The sequence below is a fragment of the Pontibacter brevis genome (genome assembly GCF_054779655.1).
Genome location: NZ_BAAGXV010000012.1, coordinates 1 through 17,028 on the forward strand (window position 1 = coordinate 1; position 17,028 = coordinate 17,028).

General features: G+C 50.5%; 11 protein-coding genes. 8 read left to right on the top strand and 3 right to left on the bottom strand.

Annotated features, from left to right (window positions below; genetic code table 11):
• The first annotated feature begins 407 nt into the window (after positions 1-407).
• On the top strand, positions 408-3,404 hold the full coding sequence (locus tag ACYVB1_RS03040; protein ID WP_460920705.1) for a glycoside hydrolase family 3 N-terminal domain-containing protein: 2,997 nt from the start codon (positions 408-410) through the stop codon (positions 3,402-3,404).
• Between the two features lie 110 nt (positions 3,405-3,514).
• Here the strand turns inward: ACYVB1_RS03040 and ACYVB1_RS03045 are convergent, their stop codons facing one another.
• On the bottom strand, positions 3,515-4,996 hold the full coding sequence (locus ACYVB1_RS03045; protein ID WP_460920416.1) for a TolC family protein: 1,482 nt from the start codon (positions 4,994-4,996) through the stop codon (positions 3,515-3,517).
• Positions 4,997-5,408: 412 nt separating this feature from the next.
• On the opposite strand from ACYVB1_RS03045, the gene ACYVB1_RS03050 reads away from it, so the two are divergent.
• The 5 genes from ACYVB1_RS03050 (at position 5,409) to ACYVB1_RS03070 (ending at position 11,531) form a co-directional block, all read left to right on the top strand.
• Positions 5,409-5,897, top strand: a complete 489-nt coding sequence (locus tag ACYVB1_RS03050; protein WP_460920419.1) for an ankyrin repeat domain-containing protein — start codon at positions 5,409-5,411, stop codon at positions 5,895-5,897.
• Between the two features lie 277 nt (positions 5,898-6,174).
• Positions 6,175-7,863: a gamma-glutamyltransferase gene (ggt, locus tag ACYVB1_RS03055; protein WP_460920422.1), complete on the top strand. Its 1,689-nt coding sequence runs from the start codon at positions 6,175-6,177 to the stop codon at positions 7,861-7,863.
• A gap of 98 nt (positions 7,864-7,961) precedes the next feature.
• A complete protein-coding gene (locus ACYVB1_RS03060) occupies positions 7,962-9,104 on the top strand; it encodes a DEAD/DEAH box helicase (protein ID WP_460920425.1) in 1,143 nt (380 codons plus the stop codon).
• A gap of 117 nt (positions 9,105-9,221) precedes the next feature.
• Entirely contained in the window at positions 9,222-10,493 is a 1,272-nt protein-coding gene (locus ACYVB1_RS03065) for an anthranilate phosphoribosyltransferase (RefSeq protein WP_460920428.1), read from the top strand.
• Positions 10,494-10,613: 120 nt separating this feature from the next.
• Positions 10,614-11,531 carry a sulfotransferase domain-containing protein gene (locus ACYVB1_RS03070; RefSeq protein ID WP_460920431.1) on the top strand — a complete coding sequence of 306 codons (918 nt, stop codon included), beginning with the start codon at positions 10,614-10,616 and terminating at the stop codon, positions 11,529-11,531.
• A gap of 9 nt (positions 11,532-11,540) precedes the next feature.
• Here the strand turns inward: ACYVB1_RS03070 and ACYVB1_RS03075 are convergent, their stop codons facing one another.
• Positions 11,541-12,014 (bottom strand): hypothetical protein, encoded by a 474-nt coding sequence (locus tag ACYVB1_RS03075; protein ID WP_460920434.1) that lies wholly within the window; start codon positions 12,012-12,014, stop codon positions 11,541-11,543.
• Positions 12,015-12,344: 330 nt separating this feature from the next.
• On the opposite strand from ACYVB1_RS03075, the gene ACYVB1_RS03080 reads away from it, so the two are divergent.
• Both ACYVB1_RS03080 and ACYVB1_RS03085 read left to right on the top strand, forming a co-directional pair.
• Positions 12,345-12,911 carry a universal stress protein gene (locus ACYVB1_RS03080; protein ID WP_460920437.1) on the top strand — a complete coding sequence of 189 codons (567 nt, stop codon included), beginning with the start codon at positions 12,345-12,347 and terminating at the stop codon, positions 12,909-12,911.
• Positions 12,895-13,041, top strand: a complete 147-nt coding sequence (locus ACYVB1_RS03085) for a hypothetical protein (protein WP_460920440.1) — start codon at positions 12,895-12,897, stop codon at positions 13,039-13,041. The genes ACYVB1_RS03080 and ACYVB1_RS03085 overlap by 17 nt, the downstream gene beginning before the upstream one ends.
• A 71-nt stretch (positions 13,042-13,112) precedes the next feature.
• Here ACYVB1_RS03085 and ACYVB1_RS03090 read toward each other — a convergent pair whose 3' ends face one another.
• A complete protein-coding gene (locus ACYVB1_RS03090; protein ID WP_460920443.1) occupies positions 13,113-17,021 on the bottom strand; it encodes an AsmA family protein in 3,909 nt (1,302 codons plus the stop codon).
• Positions 17,022-17,028 lie beyond the last annotated feature (7 nt).

Here is a 17,028-nt window from a genome sequence, read left to right on the forward strand (position 1 = left end):
AGGCGTTGCCAGTCATAGTCGCTGATTTCGTAACGTCGCATAAGCTTTTTGAAACTTAAACAACAGTAAAACAAAATCATTCATTAATTGTCAACACGACCTAATTATTTTAGCTTCATGACTGGCTGTTTGTAGATAAACAAATTAAAATCAGAGAACTAAATCATGATGATCAAATAGTTAGTTTTACTTAATGTTGAGCTGCTTTCAAACCTACTGCTCCGCTTCTGCGCTTTTAAGTTCAGGAATATAACGAGGCATGGCTGATACAACCTACAGCCTGAGAACTATCATTTGTGAGTATTTCTGGCTATCTTGTGAGGTATTACGCTGATTTGCCAAAACCTGCTTACAATCTGATTCCCTTGAGAAAATATCCCCTTTTTTACTACGCCCTCATCCTGGTGATGATGTTCGGAGTGCACAGTCTGCAGGGGCAGAACTCGCGCACAAAGTACAGGAAGCCTGCTGCGAAAAAAGCAAATACTCCTGCTTTCGAGCCCCAAAAAGATCCTGCCTTTCTAAATGCAAGGCAGGCATGGGTAGACTCAGTTTTTGCTACCCTGACACCAGAGGAACGCATCGCACAACTGATCATGATCCCGGTGTACTCCAACCGCGACCAGGCGCACATCGACTCTATCAGCAACCTTATCAGGACCTACAAGGTGGGCGGTGTTATCTTCTTCCAGGGTGGCCCGGTGCGGCAGGCTAAAATGACCAACCGCTACCAGCGTGAAAGCAAGGTTCCCCTGATGGTAACCATCGATGCGGAATGGGGCCTGGCCATGCGCCTTGACAGCACCGTGCGCTTCCCGTACCAGATGACGATAGGTGGAATAGAAAATGAGGCGCTGATTTATGAAATGGGAGCAGAGATAGCGCGCCAGTGCAAGCGCCTGGGAATCCACGTCAACTTTGCTCCGACGGTAGACATCAACAACAACGCCAACAACCCGGTTATCGGCTTCCGCTCTTTCGGGGAAGACAAGTATAATGTTACCCGAAAGTCGCTGGCTTATATGAGGGGCATGCAGGACCAGCATGTGCTGGCCAGTGCCAAGCACTTCCCCGGCCACGGCGATACCAATGTAGACTCGCATTACGGGCTGCCTCTCATCAATTTCTCCCGCATTCGCCTCGACTCTGTGGAACTGTACCCGTTCAGGGAGCTGATGCAGAACGGCCTGGGAAGTGTGATGGTGGCACATATGAACATCCCGGTGCTGGACAACACCCCCAATCTTGCCTCTACATTATCTAAGCCGATAGTAAGTGAACTGTTAAAAGAAGAGCTGGGGTATAAGGGATTGATTTTCACCGATGCTTTGAACATGCAGGGGGTGGCAAAATACTACCCTCCGGGTGTGGTAGATGTAAAGGCTTTGCTGGCCGGCAACGACATGCTCCTCAATTCAATGGATGTGAAAATGACCATCCAGGAGGTAAAGAAAGCTATCGAAAACAAAGAGATAACGCAGGAAGAAGTAGATGCCCGCTGCCGGAAAGTGCTGGCTGCCAAGCAATGGGTGGGCCTGGACAAATGGCAGCCTATTGAGACAGAGCACCTCATTGAAGACCTGAACAACCCGCATGCCCTTTACCTGAATCACCAGCTAACAGAAGCCTCGCTCACCCTGCTGCGCAACAAAGACAACATCCTGCCTATCCGTTCCCTGGATACGTTACGGGTGGCAGCATTGGCAATCGGGACAACGGAGGAAACAGACTTCCAGCGGGGGCTGGCCAGGTACATGCAGGTAGATACCTTCTTTTTACCGGCCAGCAGCACGCTCGCTGAGCTACAGCAACTAAAAGAGAAACTGCAGGATTACAACCTCGTGATAGCAGGGGTACATAAGCTGCAGTTAAAAGCCGGCAGTGCGAACTTTGGTATTACCGCCGAAATGAACCTGTTCCTGAAAGACCTCATCCGCACCAAGCCTACGGTAGTGAGTGTTTTCGGTAACGTGTACAGCCTTGCCAAATTCGAAAGCATCGAGAAAGCCAATGCTGTGCTGACAGCTTACCAGGAGACACCCCTGACCCAGGACCTGGCCTCGCAGTTGATTTTCGGTGGCATTGGGGCGAAGGGAAGTTTGCCGGTTACAGTTTCGAACGCGTTTAAACTGGGTGACGGTTTAAAGACGGAGGGAGGCATTCGGTTGGCTTACAGCGTACCGGAAGCAGTAGGTATCAAGACAAGGGATTTAGCTGGCATAGACTCCCTGGTGGCGCAGGCCATGCAGGAGAAAGCCACCCCGGGTGCGCAGGTACTGGTGGCAAAAAACGGGAAAGTCATATACCGGAAAGCCTTCGGGTACCACACCTACGAAAATGAGGTGCCGGTGCACAACAACGACCTCTACGACCTGGCATCTGTAACAAAAATAAGTACTTCTCTTGCCGCTTTCATGAAGCTGAAAGGAGAGGGGGAGTTTGACCCGAACAAGACCCTGAGTACGTACCTGCCCATGGCACGCGGCACGAACAAAGAAAACCTCAACTACCGCGACATCCTCACGCACCAGGCACGGCTAAAAGCATGGATTCCGTTCTGGAAGGAGACCGTAAGAAGCAATGGCAAGTTTAAGTGGAGAACCTTTAAGGCAGATTCCTCTGCCCGTTTCCCAATCAAGGTGGCGCATAACCTGTACATGCACCACAAATACACCGACAAAATTTACGAGCAGATCATGGCCTCGCCGATGAACCAGCAGCCCGGCTATGTGTACAGTGATTTGTCTTTTATTCTGGCACCGCTGGTAGTGCAGCAGATCACGGGGCAAAACTTTGAAACATACCTGCAGCAGAACATCTACCAGCCGCTGGGCGCCACCTCACTTACGTTCAACCCTTACAGGAAGTACCCGCCTTCCCGGGTTGTGCCAACAGAGCATGAGCCACATTTCCGGAAGCAGTTGCTGCACGGTACCGTGCACGATGAAGGAGCGGCTATGTTAGGAGGCATCAGTGGCCACGCCGGCTTATTCGGCAATGCGAATGATGTGGCCAAACTCATGCAGCTGTACCTGAACGACGGCCACTATGGAGGGAAAGAATATATAGCGGGTAACACGGTAAGCGAATTCAGCAGGTGCCAGTTCTGCGACTTTGGCAATTACCGGGCCCTTGGCTTCGACCGCCCTGCCAGACCGGGTGCGCAGAACAGCAATGCGGCCCCAGGTGCACCTGTAGAAAGCTTCGGGCATTCCGGCTTTACCGGCACGTATACATGGATCGACCCGGTAAATGACCTGGTGTATGTTTTCCTGTCTAACCGGGTGCACCCTACCCGTGAAAACAACAAGCTCAGCCAGCTAAATACCCGAACCAATGTGCTGCAGGTGGTATATGATGCTATGGAGAAATCAGGCAGCAAGGCTATCTCTGTAAAGCAGTAATTCATACCCAGCAGGCTTTCAATAATAAAACACCCGTCAAATGTGCTTTGGCGGGTGTTTTTATTTTGAGGGGGTATGCCATCGAAACGGCTCCTGCCGTTAGGGGAGGGTTATATCTCTGCTAACAAAGACTCATTCCGCTCAAAGTCATAGAGGGTCAGGCGACGAATGCGGTAGTAAGCCGACCAGAAGTCTTCCAGGGAGCTGACATAGCTGCGGGTGGCTTTGTCTCTTTCTTCGGTGGCCACATTCAGGTCCAGCAGGCTCAACTGGCCTTTCAAATAACGGGCCCTTGTAAGGTTGTAGCGCTTTTCGGCAATTTCGTTGGCGCGTTTTGCCCCTATCATTTGCTTCCGGAGCACTTTAAACCGCTTCACATTCAGGTATATCTCCTGGTCAAAGTTTATGCGCTTCTGCTCTACATTCTCTTTTACCAGTGTCTCGTTTGCTGTCGCAGTGCCCAGCCTGGAGGCTGTGCGGCCCCAGTCCATAACCGGAATGTTGAAGCCCACCCTCACACGCTGCTGCGGTGCAGGATCAGAATATACTTCCTGGATGTCGAGCGCCTGCTGGGTGAGCCCGAAAGAGGCAAAGAGATCGGCCGTGAAGCCCGTTTCTCCCTTGGCCTGCGCCACACGCCTTTCGGCCTCCAGCACCTCTCTTTTATATCCTATAATGACCTGCCGGTTTTTATGGGCCTGTTCCAGGGCTATGTCTTCGTCTACCTCAAACGCTGGCGTTTCATCTGGCGGAATGAGGCGGATAGGATAATTATCGGTAATACCCAGAAACACTTTCAGCCTGAGTGTATTTGCCTCTACGTCCAGTGTTGCCTGTTCCAGGTTTTGCAGGGAATTCAGAAGCGTCAGTTCCATTTGCAGCAACTCGTCCTCCGGAATTTCATTTGCCTCATACCGCACCTGGGTTAGTTTATAAAGTGTATCGTTGTTGGCTACGTTTTTTTCTGCTATCTGCAGGCTTATCTGGCTTAACAGGAGATTGAAAAAGTGGTCGGTGGTAGCACTGGATATATCTTCCATTTCTTCCCAGAAATCCCGCTTTGCCTCCTCAAACCGGAGCGGAGCTATCTTCCTGTCCCAGGCGCGGTAGTTGAAACCGAAGATAGGTTGGTTCAGCGTAATAGTGGCTGGTACAGACGAATATCGGGTCCTGTTTGCTTCTGCCTGGAAGTCGTCGAGCCGTTTGAGTTGTGTGTTGATGGAGATATATCCGCCGGTTGGCCATATTTCCTGACCCAGTGAAAGCTGAAGATAGGAGTTGGCGTTGTGTGTGTTGATGAAGATGAGGCTTCCGGTGTCGGTAATGCGGGGGGCGATGGTTCTGTTGTATTCCGGCAGCACCCCGCTCAGGTTCAGTTGCGGGTAAAAGTTAGAGCGGTATGTTTTGTACTGCCATTGCCTGTTTTCAAACTGTACTGACGCGCTGCGGTATCGTGGTGATTTTTCCTTTGCCAGCTGAACGGCATCTTTAAGCGTGAGGGTGCGCGTATAGGGTGCATTCTGTGCCTTACCCGGCGGGGTAACAACTGCCAGGAGGAGCAGCTGAAAAAGGGCATAAAAGAGCTTGTTCATTTTAGTGGTTTATCGAATACTTCGTCTGGCACAGCTCTCCATGCGGTGGCAAAAAGTACTTGCCAGTATCTAAGCTGTATCCTGACTAGGGGTTAAAGGGCATGAAAAAGGCCAGAATTGTAGAAGCCTGTACAAAATACCCGGAAATAATACACTTCTTTTAAAGTTACTTATTTCATGTTAATTAAGTACGACAAATAGCCAAAATGGCTTCATTATTAGAAAAGAAGAAAGTATTTTATCTTTTTGTATGACAATAGCCGTACATTTTAGAAAGAAACAGGGCTTTTGGGGTGTGTTTTAAGAGGAAAGACCTCAAAAAATTTATACAACTATGCCCGGAAAAAGCACAGCCATTTATAATGTTTTACCGTACGTTACGGTTAATCCCACTATATAACACATACGCTATATGACTTTCTACTCCACCAACCAGCAAGACCTCCTTTTTGATGCAGCCCGAAAAGGTGATGTGGCCTACCTGAACCAGTTAATTGAGGAGGGCGTCGACATCAATGTTCAAAATGCGAAAGGTTTTACACCCTTGATTTTAGCCTCCTATGACGGACATTTAGAGGCAACAGAATTACTGCTTAAGGCTAAGGCTGATCCTAATGCGCAGGACGTAACAGGAAACACGGCCCTGATGGGGGTAAGCTTTAAAGGATACCCGGAAATAGCCAAAGCGCTGATAGACAATGGGGCTGACCTCAACTTGCAAAATGGAAACGGTGGCACAGCTTTGATGTTCGCGACCTTGTTCGGAAGAAACCAGTTGGTGAAACTCCTGTTGGAGGCTGGTGCTGACAGACGTATACAGGATGTAAGAGGCCTTTCTGCGATAGATCTTGCTTACCAGCAAGGGAATGAAGAGGCCCTGGAGCTTTATAAAAATTCATAAGAGGCCCAAAAGCCTGGCCAGTCTGCGAGTATTGCTGTCTTAAGCCAGTTATAACTATACCAACCGATTTTCAAAGAAGAGGCATATCCGGCAACTAGTGTGGGGATGTGCCTCTTCTTTTTTAAGCTTCCTCCTGGTTGCCCCATGTACCTGCCACTGGTAATAAAAACAAAGGACAGAACAACCGTCCCTGCATTGTAAATAATATCCTATATTCTTTCAAGAAAACCTGATACAGACAGCATTTCGTAAGCTTTAGAAACGTTCAGGATTTTCTATGACTAAAAAAGTACTACTTCTATTCCTGCTTATTTATACAGCAGGCTGTCAGTTCAGAGACCTTCATGAAGTGGGCCTCATTACAGAAGAGGCGATGGTAGTGTCAGCCCATCCGCTTGCCTCAGAAGTTGGATCCGAAATCATGCGCCGGGGTGGCAATGCGGTGGATGCGGCCGTTGCCGTACAGTTTGCCCTGGCGGTGGTATATCCTGATGCCGGGAACATAGGCGGAGGCGGCTTTCTGGTTTTACGACAACAGGATGGAAGCGTAGATGCCCTTGATTACAGGGAGGAGGCCCCGGGAGCAGCCCACCGGGACATGTACCTCAACGAAGAGGGTGAAGTGATAGAAGGGCTGAGTATGTACGGCCACCTGGCAGCGGGTGTACCCGGAACGGTAGACGGCATGGTGCAGCTGCATGAGAAGTACGGCACCATGCCCTGGAAAGAACTGGTACAACCGGCAGTGCTGCTGGCTGGCAACGGCTTTCCCCTCACCAAAAAGGAAGCAGACAAACTCAATGAGTACCGGAAAGACTTTATTAAGTACAGCAGCCGGCGGCCTGAGTTTACTTTGAAAGACAAGTGGAGAGAAGGAGACACCCTCCGCTTGGTGGATTTGGCCAGGACCCTGGCCAGGATACGGGACCGGGGCAGGGCAGGGTTTTACGAGGGAGAAACGGCTCAATACATCGTGGACGAAATGAAGCGGGGGGGAGGCATCATCAGCAAGGAAGACCTGGCGAATTACCGCGCTGTCTGGCGGGAGCCCATTACAGCCAAAGTTGGGGAGCATACTGTTATTTCCATGCCTCCGCCATCCAGTGGCGGCATTGCCCTGATTCAGCTGTTAACTATTTCAGAGGATTATCCCGTCGGGGAGTGGGGGGTGAAAACAGCCAAAACAGCCCATTTCATGATTGAGGCAGAAAAAAGAGTCTACGCAGACCGGGCCAAACACCTCGGCGACCCCGACTTTTATGATGTGCCGGTGGAGGGCCTGCTGGACACAGCATACATTAAAAACCGGATGCGCGACTTCTCTATGAAAACCGACACAGACAGCGATGAGGTGTACGCCGGAGAGCCGGCTCCTGCAGAAGGTACTGAAACGACACATTACAGCATCGTGGACCCGATGGGGAATGCTATATCTGTGACCACCACTTTAAACAGTAACTTTGGTGCCCTGGTGTTTGTAGATGGCGCAGGCTTTCTGCTCAACAACGAGATGGACGATTTTAGTGTGAAGCCCGGTCATCCTAATTCCTACGGGCTGATAGGTGGGGAGGCCAATGCCATTGCGCCTGGCAAGCGCATGCTGAGTTCTATGACACCGACAATACTGGAGAAGAACGGTGAACTTTATATGGTTGTCGGTAGCATGGGCGGTTCCACCATCATTACCACGGTATACCAGATTATCATGAATGTGATTGCGCATGACTTGCCTATGCAGGGTGCAGTAAACTCGGGAAGGTTCCACCACCAGTGGGAGCCCGACTGGGTGCTGACGGAAATAGGAGCCCTCGGGCCTGGTACGGGGCTGCGCCTGTGGCTGAAAGGACACAAAATAGCGCCTAACCCTAAAGGAATAGGAAGAGCCGCCGGCATTCTGATGCTTCCGGATGGAAGAATGGAAGGCGGGGCTGATCCAAGAGGGGATGACGCTGCCGCCGGGTACTGAGTGTGTTGCGCGATTAAGCTGTCATAGCATCTGAAGAACATTATAAGTCCTATCTTTGTACACATAAGCAGCTTTTTACTTCTTAATCCCAGGCATACATGTCATTTTCATCTTTAGGTTTGTCAGCCCCTTTATTGAAAGCGGTAGCCGAGCAGCAGTATACAGTGCCCTACCCCATACAAAGGGAAGCCATTCCAGCCATTTTAAGAGGGAGGGATGTGCTGGGAATTGCGCAAACAGGCTCCGGTAAAACAGCAAGCTTTGCCCTGCCTGTTCTGGAGATGTTTCAGGGAAACAAACAGGTTAACAACAGGTATGTCAAAGTCCTGATCCTGGTGCCGACAAGAGAACTTGCTGTACAAATCAACGAGGTGTTTCGCTCGTTCAATGCCAGGCTCCCCCGCAAAGCCAAAACACTTGCCGTGTACGGAGGTGTGTCCATTAACCCACAGATGATGCAGCTGAGCGGCACCGAAATACTGATAGCCACTCCGGGAAGGTTATTGGACCTGGTGGATCATAATGCGGTGAAACTGTCGGAGGTGCAGACGCTGGTGCTGGACGAGGCAGATAAAATCCTTAGCCTGGGCTTTAAGGAGGAGGTAAGCAGGATATTTTCGCTGCTGCCGGAGAAGCGTCAGAACTTACTTTACTCTGCAACAATGGGAGAGGAGGTAGAAGGCCTGGTTTCGAAGTTGCTTTCTAACCCTGCAAAAATCCAGGTTGAAGAAGAGGCGTCTGTTCCCGAACTGATAAAGCAGGTGGCCTACAGCATTGCGCCGGAGAAAAAAGGACCTTTGCTCCGGTACCTGATAAAAAATGGTAATATGCAGCAGGTGCTGGTGTTCGCGTCTTCCATCAGAACGGCCAACAACGTAGTGGGCAAACTGTCCAAACACGGTATAGAAGCCGCCGCCCTGCACGGGGAGAAGAGCCAGGGCGCCCGAACAGAGGCCCTCCGTAAGTTTAAGGCCGGTAAGCTAAGGGTGCTGGTCGCTACCGATTTAGCCTCCCGTGGTATAGATATCAGGTTTCTGCCGCACGTTATCAACTACGAACTGCCACGCTCTCCAAAAGATTACGTGCACAGAATAGGCAGAACAGGAAGGGCGGCATCGGAAGGTGAAGCGATATCGTTTATTACACCGGATGATGAACACCACTTCAAGATCATACAGAAGAAAATGGGCCAGCAGGTTCCAAGAATTGAAACTGAGGAACTTGATTTAGCTGGTTATTAGGCTTTGGCTTTATTATTTTGGGTTATGCGCTTTAACTGATACTCCCGCTCACCAGGGGGGAGGGAGGGCCATAATCAACCCGAAAGCGTAGAATTATGAACAAACCCTTTCAACGTTATGAATGCAAGTTATACGACACATGATAATCCGCTGGTAGACGGGATCAAGATCATTGGGATCGGGAAACATGGCAGCAAACCTTTACCTGAAGCTTTGCTCCATGAAATAGCGGAATACCTGAAGTTTGAGGATGATGTGGTGCCCATTCAGAAAGGTGCCTTTTACGGAGCTTTACTGGCGAAAGGGCCTACGCCACAGGAGCAGGACTTGCTGTTGCCTACTGGTGAAAATGCTGCCTCTTTTGATGTGGGAAAACTTTATGACACCTTGTGCGCTGATTCTCCCCCTGAAATGAGAGACATAGGAGTAAAGCTGCTCCGGAAAGAAAACTTGTCAGAGGCTGAAGCAGAGAAGCTGGGCCATTTCATTTTTTCAGATTTGCCCGGGGAAGCATTCAGAGGAATGGCTGCCAGCATGCTGCGTATCCGGTACGAGACAGATGAAGAATACCATGGCCTGATGAAAGCCATTGAGGCTACGTACGCCCCAGGCTTTAAGGAGCCGGTAGCAGTGCCAGGTACCACCATTCAGCTGGCAGAACCTTTCGATGGAGTGGAGCATTCCTATATGCTCACCCCTTTACTGGCAAAAGCTTTACAGGAAGCAGGCAACAGAGTTATCGTGACAGTGGGGCGATCGGCAGGTCCGAAGCTAACCCTGAACCCGCTGGATTTGTACCAGGCCCTGAGCGGTACCTTTCTGCAGCATACACAGGAACTGAAGGGAGAACCCCCGCTTTATGGCTGGGCCCTCGACCAGAGAGATCTGTCACCTGCTTTGGATGCATGGGTCGTCCGGCGAAGAACTATTTTTAAAAGGCCGTTCCTGGCAACCCTGGAGAAAGTGCTGAACCCCTGCGGCGCTGACATCCTGATTACCTCCGTCTTTCACATCACCTATATGCAGAAGATGGTGCGGCTGGCAGACATGGCTGGCTTTGCAGGTGTAATTGTTTTGAAAAGGGGGCTGGAAGGAACCCTAGCCCCCTCCTTAGCTAAGGCCAGTGGCATTTTATGTGCTGCCCGCCAGCAGGATGGTTCTTTTATAACAGAGAATATAGATGCTGATGAGGAACGCTTTGCCAGGTTCCGGGCAGATGCGGACGATAACGTGGAGCCCCTGGAAATAGAGGCAAACCTGCAACTCATCCGGCAGTACGCAGCGCAGGGTCAGACCCAGAATGAAGATTTCGATAAAAGGGTAGGGCTGGCAACGGCACTGTATCAAACCGGACTGGACTGGCTTCAAAAGAATATGCAGACGAGGTAAGCAGCAGGGTGGGCGAACAAGTTTTAATGAAGCTCATGTAATGGAGTATTCATGTAAGCCAGGTAAATAACAGAAGGAAAAATCGGCAAATTGACTCCTGCTGCCGTATAGTTGTCCGATATGGCACAAAAAGAACCTTCGACGATGAAAATCCTGCAGGGTGGCGCACCCAAGTGCGGAAACTTCTGGCTCTACCAGATCATCCAGCAAATACTGGCCAGAACCGGCCGCGACACGACCACCTTTATACAGCAGCACCCCATATATGATCTGGCCAGAACCTGGGACCTGAACTACCCCAGCCAGGCCAGCATTGATGTGCTGGAGATTACGGACCTGCAGTACAGCTACCGCATCAGCAGTATTTTCAGAATGCCTGTTGAAGATATCCGGCACTACCTTTCCCGCACCAACCATGTCTGGACACACTCGCCCATCTGTAAGAGAAGTGGCGAACTCCTGGATCTGTTCGATAAGAAAGTCTACATTGTCAGGGACCCGAGGGACAGGGCTATATCGGCCTCCAAGTACTACTGCTCGGATTATATGCTGAAGTACTACCCCCAGAAAGAGAAAGACCCGAAGCGTTTCCTGGAGCAAAACTTCGAAAAGCTGATGCTGGAGTGGGTGTGGCACGTGTTCGACCACCTGCGCCTAAGCCGCAGGCACAACATACATATTGCGTTTTATGAAGGCTTCCTGCTTGATTTTCAGCTGGAGTTAGAGCGGCTGCTGGCATACCTTGAGGTAGAAGTGAACCAGGAGCAGCGCAATGAACTACAGGAAGCAATGAGTTTTGCCACTCTCAAAAGCAAAAACCCGAAGCACCTCAAAAAAGGGCAGTCGGGCTACTGGATGGATCAACTAACGGCGGAGCAGACAGAGAAAGCAGCTGTTATTGCCGGTCCCCTGATTCGTTTTCTGAACTACCCGCAGCAGAAGGGGCAGCCGATGACCTTCTCACCAGAGCCCCCTCACCATGATTTCGAACAGCTGAAACAGGAAATTATCGCTTCGCAGCAGGTGCTGTATACCTGATACTTCCGGCTACCAGACACCCAGCTGCCTTCCGATTGTTTTGAGCTGCCCGATATGATAGCCGGTATGGTGCAAAGTGGTCACGGCTGCCCAGGAAATGGTCAGGCCGTTTGCCTGTTTCAGGAATAGCTTCGTTTCCGGGTGCTCCACGAGGTGTATCATTTCCTGCAGCTCTGCCTCGTACTGGCTGATGGCATGCTCCCATTCTTCCTTGCTTTCGGGGGCGTGGTTTTCAGGCCAGTGCGCATCCGGCCACACATCCTGGTTGTTTTCCGGGTCCTTCATAAAATTCAGCAGCGTGTGCTGCCGCGCCTTAATATGTCCCAGGAGTACCCAGGCAGAAAAATGCAGGCCGTCCAGCATCATGCCCGCTTTTTTATAATCGAATTCCTGCAGCAGGATAACATTCGGGGCAAAGCCACCTTTCAGCAGCTCTACGAGTTGGTCTCTTAAAATACTTTCAGCGTTTTGTTCCAGGGCCATTGTTAGTGGGTTGCTATATGAACGTTATTTCAGTTTTCAAAGGTTCTGAAACGGCAACACTGCCATAAAGTTTATGCCTTACGAGTATAAGAGTACCACTTGGGGGAGCCGGGACAGTTTGAACAGGTAATACAGGGACAGGGACAAGGGGGTTCCGGCAGACTTCGTCCTGAACTAGGTTTTTTCCAGGGCATCGAGGGCAGTTGATAAAGATCTTTCTTTCTGCTGATGTGCATCATACCTGCTGGCCGCTGTGCGCGATAGATTTGTGCTGTAAGCCAGTTGATTTTGATGTGCGGCTGGAGATTACCTAACTTAAAACTGGAAATCATGAGGACCATCTTAGTACCCACCGACTATTCTGAAAATGCACATAATGCCCTGCTTTATGCCATAGAACTGGCCAAGGCAACTAAATCTGATATTGTGCTTTTCAATGCTTTCTACCAGCCCCTCTCTTACCCTTACCACATGGATTTCTCTACTGTGGTGCACGAACTGGAAAGAGAAAAGGTAAAGAAACTGGAGGCTTATGTGCACCAGGCCAGGGAATCCTTATTTAAAGACTTCTCTTTACGCTTTCTAACCACAGTTGCAACAACAGGTGCAACAGATCAAGACAGGCAGCAACTGACCAAAAGCGGGTTCCATACAGTGAAACTAAGCCAGGCTTCAACTGAAGAAGCTAAGCTAAAGATAAAGTGTGTGTGCAAATATGGCTTTGCCTTCGATGAAATACTGAAGGCAGTTGATGTGCACCTGGCTGAACTGGTTGTGATGGGCTCAAGGGGAGGAGGAGCAATACAGCGGGCTTTACTTGGCCGGACCACCATCGGTGTTATACGCGACGTTCAGGTGCCTGTGCTGGCTGTACTAGAGCATGCTAAAGTTCCTTGAAACCATCCTGAACAAGAGCATTACCCAAAGAATGGTGGCAAAAGCCCTTGCACCTATTCTGGCGTTACCCTCTGCCAGCGTGCAAAGCAGCAGCGAATTATTAGAAAACATTGCCGAAGCAGAGTTTTGATACAGCGGAAGTTTAGATAAATTCTTAGTTATGAAGCCAAAAGAGGGGCTGGTTATCGCGTTGGTCCGGCTTTAGAATGTTATCAGTTTATCTGCTATTCGCTCTACGAACGGCACCATCAGGCTGGAGGTAATGCCATCTACCAGTGCCTTGCTCATGTGGTTGAAAACTGACTTCTGATAGTCGCGATCCACTTCAATTGCCCCAATCCTTACCGCCCTGCTACCGGCCGGGTTGTTTGACTTGATGACCAGTTTATTTAATAACCAGCTACCTGCTTTGCGCAGAAAGCCGGGGTTTTCCGGGGCGTCTTTGTTCAGTAGCAACACCTCAAAATCGTTGTAGAACAAACGCATTTCCCCGGTTGCCACATGCGCTGTTGCCTCAACAGAAAAGGCAGCTTTGTTGATCTGCCCATCTTCTATGCGCACAAAGATCAGGTTCTCAAACAGGGGGTTAAGCGCCGTGAAATCCATGGATTGCAGTGTGCCTTCGTAAGTATACAGGTCCTCCGGGTGGTCCAGGTGAAAAAGGAAACGGACACTGAGCTTGCTTTCGCCCATCAAAAGGGCAGAACCGCTCACAATAGCCAGGCTGTCCCGGGCCAGGAGGGTAGTGTCGTTGGTGACATGCAGTGCCTCCAGCGTTGTATGAATAAATTTCAGCACACCGGGTGCTGTGCCGTTCGGTGCCACCTCGGCGTAGGCAAGGTGGCCGGACTCCACGGCAACGGTGTCTGCGTGAATGTAATAGGGAGCCTGGCGGAGCATCTGCTGCAGGGTAGGGGGGCGTCTGTCAGGATCTTCCGGGATACGCTTGTCACGGTATATGTTTACTTCCGGGTTTTGAACAAGTGCCTTCTCCAGGATAATGTCCTGGTTATTGAAGAGAGCGTTCAGGTTAATCCCCGTCAGCGTTATTCTCGGAACATGCACATCATACCTGTCTTCCTCATAAGTCAGCCTGCTCACAAATTCTTCTTTGTCGTAAAGCGGCAGCAGGCGCAAATCTTCTATCATCAAAGACTGCCCGCGTAGCGAGGCGCTTATTTCCCCGACACGCACTTCATACAAACTGTCTGGCAGCAAATAGGAATAGTTGCGCACCAGCACGCCAATGTCATCTACCTGAAACATTTCCATGGCGTCACTTGTCTCCTGCGGGGTGGTGCGCAGCTGGTCTATGGTAACAGATACATGCGCTATTGTCTGGCTCGCGGATACAGTTCCCTTCAGCACATTCAGGCGAACAGTACCATCGTTTATTTGCAGGCGATTCACCCGGAAGGTTTCTACCACGGTAGCAATCTGCTGCAGTGTTTCCGAATCATCCTGGTTTTCAATTTTATCTTCAGTACCCGTGGCCTGGGAGGATATTTCCCGATCCTGGAGAATCGTTACTTCCGGTGCTGACAACAACATTTCTTCCATGGCAAATTGTCCGGTTTCGTAGGCCCGGATAAGATCCAAGCCCCTGACCCTGAATTTCTCTGCTGAAACGTCGAAAAGGGTTCTGTTTACCTGTTCGTTGTGCTGTAGCTTCAGCCGCTGGTTTTCTTCTTTGTCAGAAACCACATCGATGCGGCGGGCTGTCAGCTCCTGCTGCCGGCTGGAGTAATGCAGGCTGTCGAGCGTAACGGTGTAAATGCCACCAGGCGACGTGTAGGTATAGTCACGGGCTGTCAGTATCATCTCCTCCATAGGAAACACTTCGTCCAGCGCACCAAGCCGGGCAGAGCCGAGGTTTAGCCCCAGTACCGTGGCCGATGCATGCTCCAGCACTTGCGTGCGCAGCACTTCGTCCCTTTTTTCACGGTAAGTAAAGGTGCCGTCTTCCAGCCGGAGGCTCTTTACTTTAATGGGGTCAACAATACTGTACAGGCCATCCATGGTGCTTTGCGGCTGCTGCTGCCTTGCTTCCGGAACAGTCCTGTCTTTCAACATAGCAAATTCCGGTTGCCTGAGTACTACCTGGTCTACCTGCAACTCTCCGGTGTTGATGGCCTTGATAACATCAAGTCCTGTTACGCGGAAATAATTGGCCGCTATATCGTACATGTTCCGGTTAGCAGCATGCAGTGACTTTAACCTGCTGTGTACTTCCTTGTTCGAGGCCAGCGCGACAGCATGTGCAGCAAGCACCTGAGTCCGGGTGGAGTAATGTATTCGATCCAGGGTATAGGTGTAGAGGTTGTCAGGAGTCCGGAAGGTATAACCATGCGCCGTTAAAACTGCCTCCTCCACCGGGACACCTGCAGCGGAAGGAGAGTAGACAAAGGCAGAATCTATTACCAGTCCTGTTGCTTTGAGAGAAGCATGTTCCAGTTCCTGTATGCGCTTCAACCGCCTTCCACCGGCAAGATGGGTGAAAGAGGCATCCTGGAGACGGATGTTTCCGATGACAAGCTTGCTGACAAAATCAGAAACAGAAGCATAAGCTTCCTGTAACGGCAGGTCTGCTCTTGCAACCGACTTATCCCGTACCAGTTCTACGGCAGGGCGCAGCACGTCTATAGTAGCAATGTTGAGTTCCTTTGCCTCCCAGACCTGTTCCAGGTCCACACCGTTGAAATGGATACCAGGCGTACTTATGTTGTAGACCACTGCCTGCGCTTTACCGCTTTGTTTCAGCCGGTCGTTTCTCTCTTTGTCTCCTGTTACCTGCACAGCGCGCAGGTGGAAACGCTTGTCCCGGGTGGAGAGTGTAATGTTGCCTGTTTTAACAGTATGTGGATTCAAAGGGTGCTGAAAGGAATACCCTTCAGCAGTGAAATGCAGCTCTTCAGCAAAGAAATGGTCTCGTGGTGAATGCAGCGTGCTAGAGTCAATGCGAATTTCCTGCAGTGCGATATTTGCCCCATCCAGCTCGTGCACTGAAACAAGCTTCTCTAGCTTTTCAGCTACGTTCAGACTCCCGCCCGACAGGCGCAGTTCCTCAATGCCTATTACTGTCAGGTACTCAGCCATACTTTGGTAAAGTGCAGGTAAATCTACAGGTTCGGGGGTGGCAGCAGCATTGGTGTTAAGTAAAACACGGAGCTTCGGCTTTTCCAGGAGAACCTCACGCAGTAGTAGTTCCTTCGTGTGAAAGGCTTCCAAAAGATGAAGACCGGTCATCTGCAGCGCAGGAAGCTGTACATGGTAAAGGGTTTTTCTGGCTGCCGCTGGTTTGAGTGCGGCATTGACTTCGGGATATGGCAGAAGGGTAGTTCCTTCTAGCAGCAGGCTGGCTTGCGTTGATGAGTACGCGAGGGAATCGATGTGCAGCTGGTAAACGCTATCGGGTGCGTGATAGGTGTAGTCGCTTGCTGTGAACTGCACGTCGTCTACCTGAAAAGGAAGGGGTGCTCCTTTTTGCCCGCGCGCAGGAATGTTTAAGCTTGTTATCTTAAGAGACACCTGCGGTAGTTCATGCAGTATGCGGCCTGGCCTGCCGAGTGTTCTGTAACGAAAGGCAGCATCCTGAAGCCTCATCTGCCCTACATGCAGCGCATCCAGGGAGCCCAGAAAGGACTCCATGTCTTCTTCCGCAGTGTCCTGTTGCAGGTTTTCATCAGCCATCGCCGTGATAACGGGACGCACTGCCGTTACAGCACCAATAACCAGGCGATTGTGCAACAGGGCATCTGCCAGGTTAACCCGCGAGATCCGGAGCTTTTGTATTGCTGCTTTATAAAGTAGCCTAGATACAGCACCATTGCCACGCTGCTGCCGCTGGACAGCTGTATCCGGATCGAGCTGCAGTTGATGCAGTGTCAGGGTACCCGTCAGCAGGTTGATCTGCAAATCCTCGTAGGCTAATTTATACAGGCCCTCCGTTTCTTCGCTTACCCGGTCCTTCAGCAGTCGTCCTGCAAGAGGCTCTAAAAAGGTGAAGAGTAAGACAGAAGCCAGCAATATGAAACCAAATATACCTCCAAGTATGATTCCTGTTATTTTTCCTACTTTTCGGCCCAGGCTTGGTTTCGCTGGTTGTGACATGGGGTTT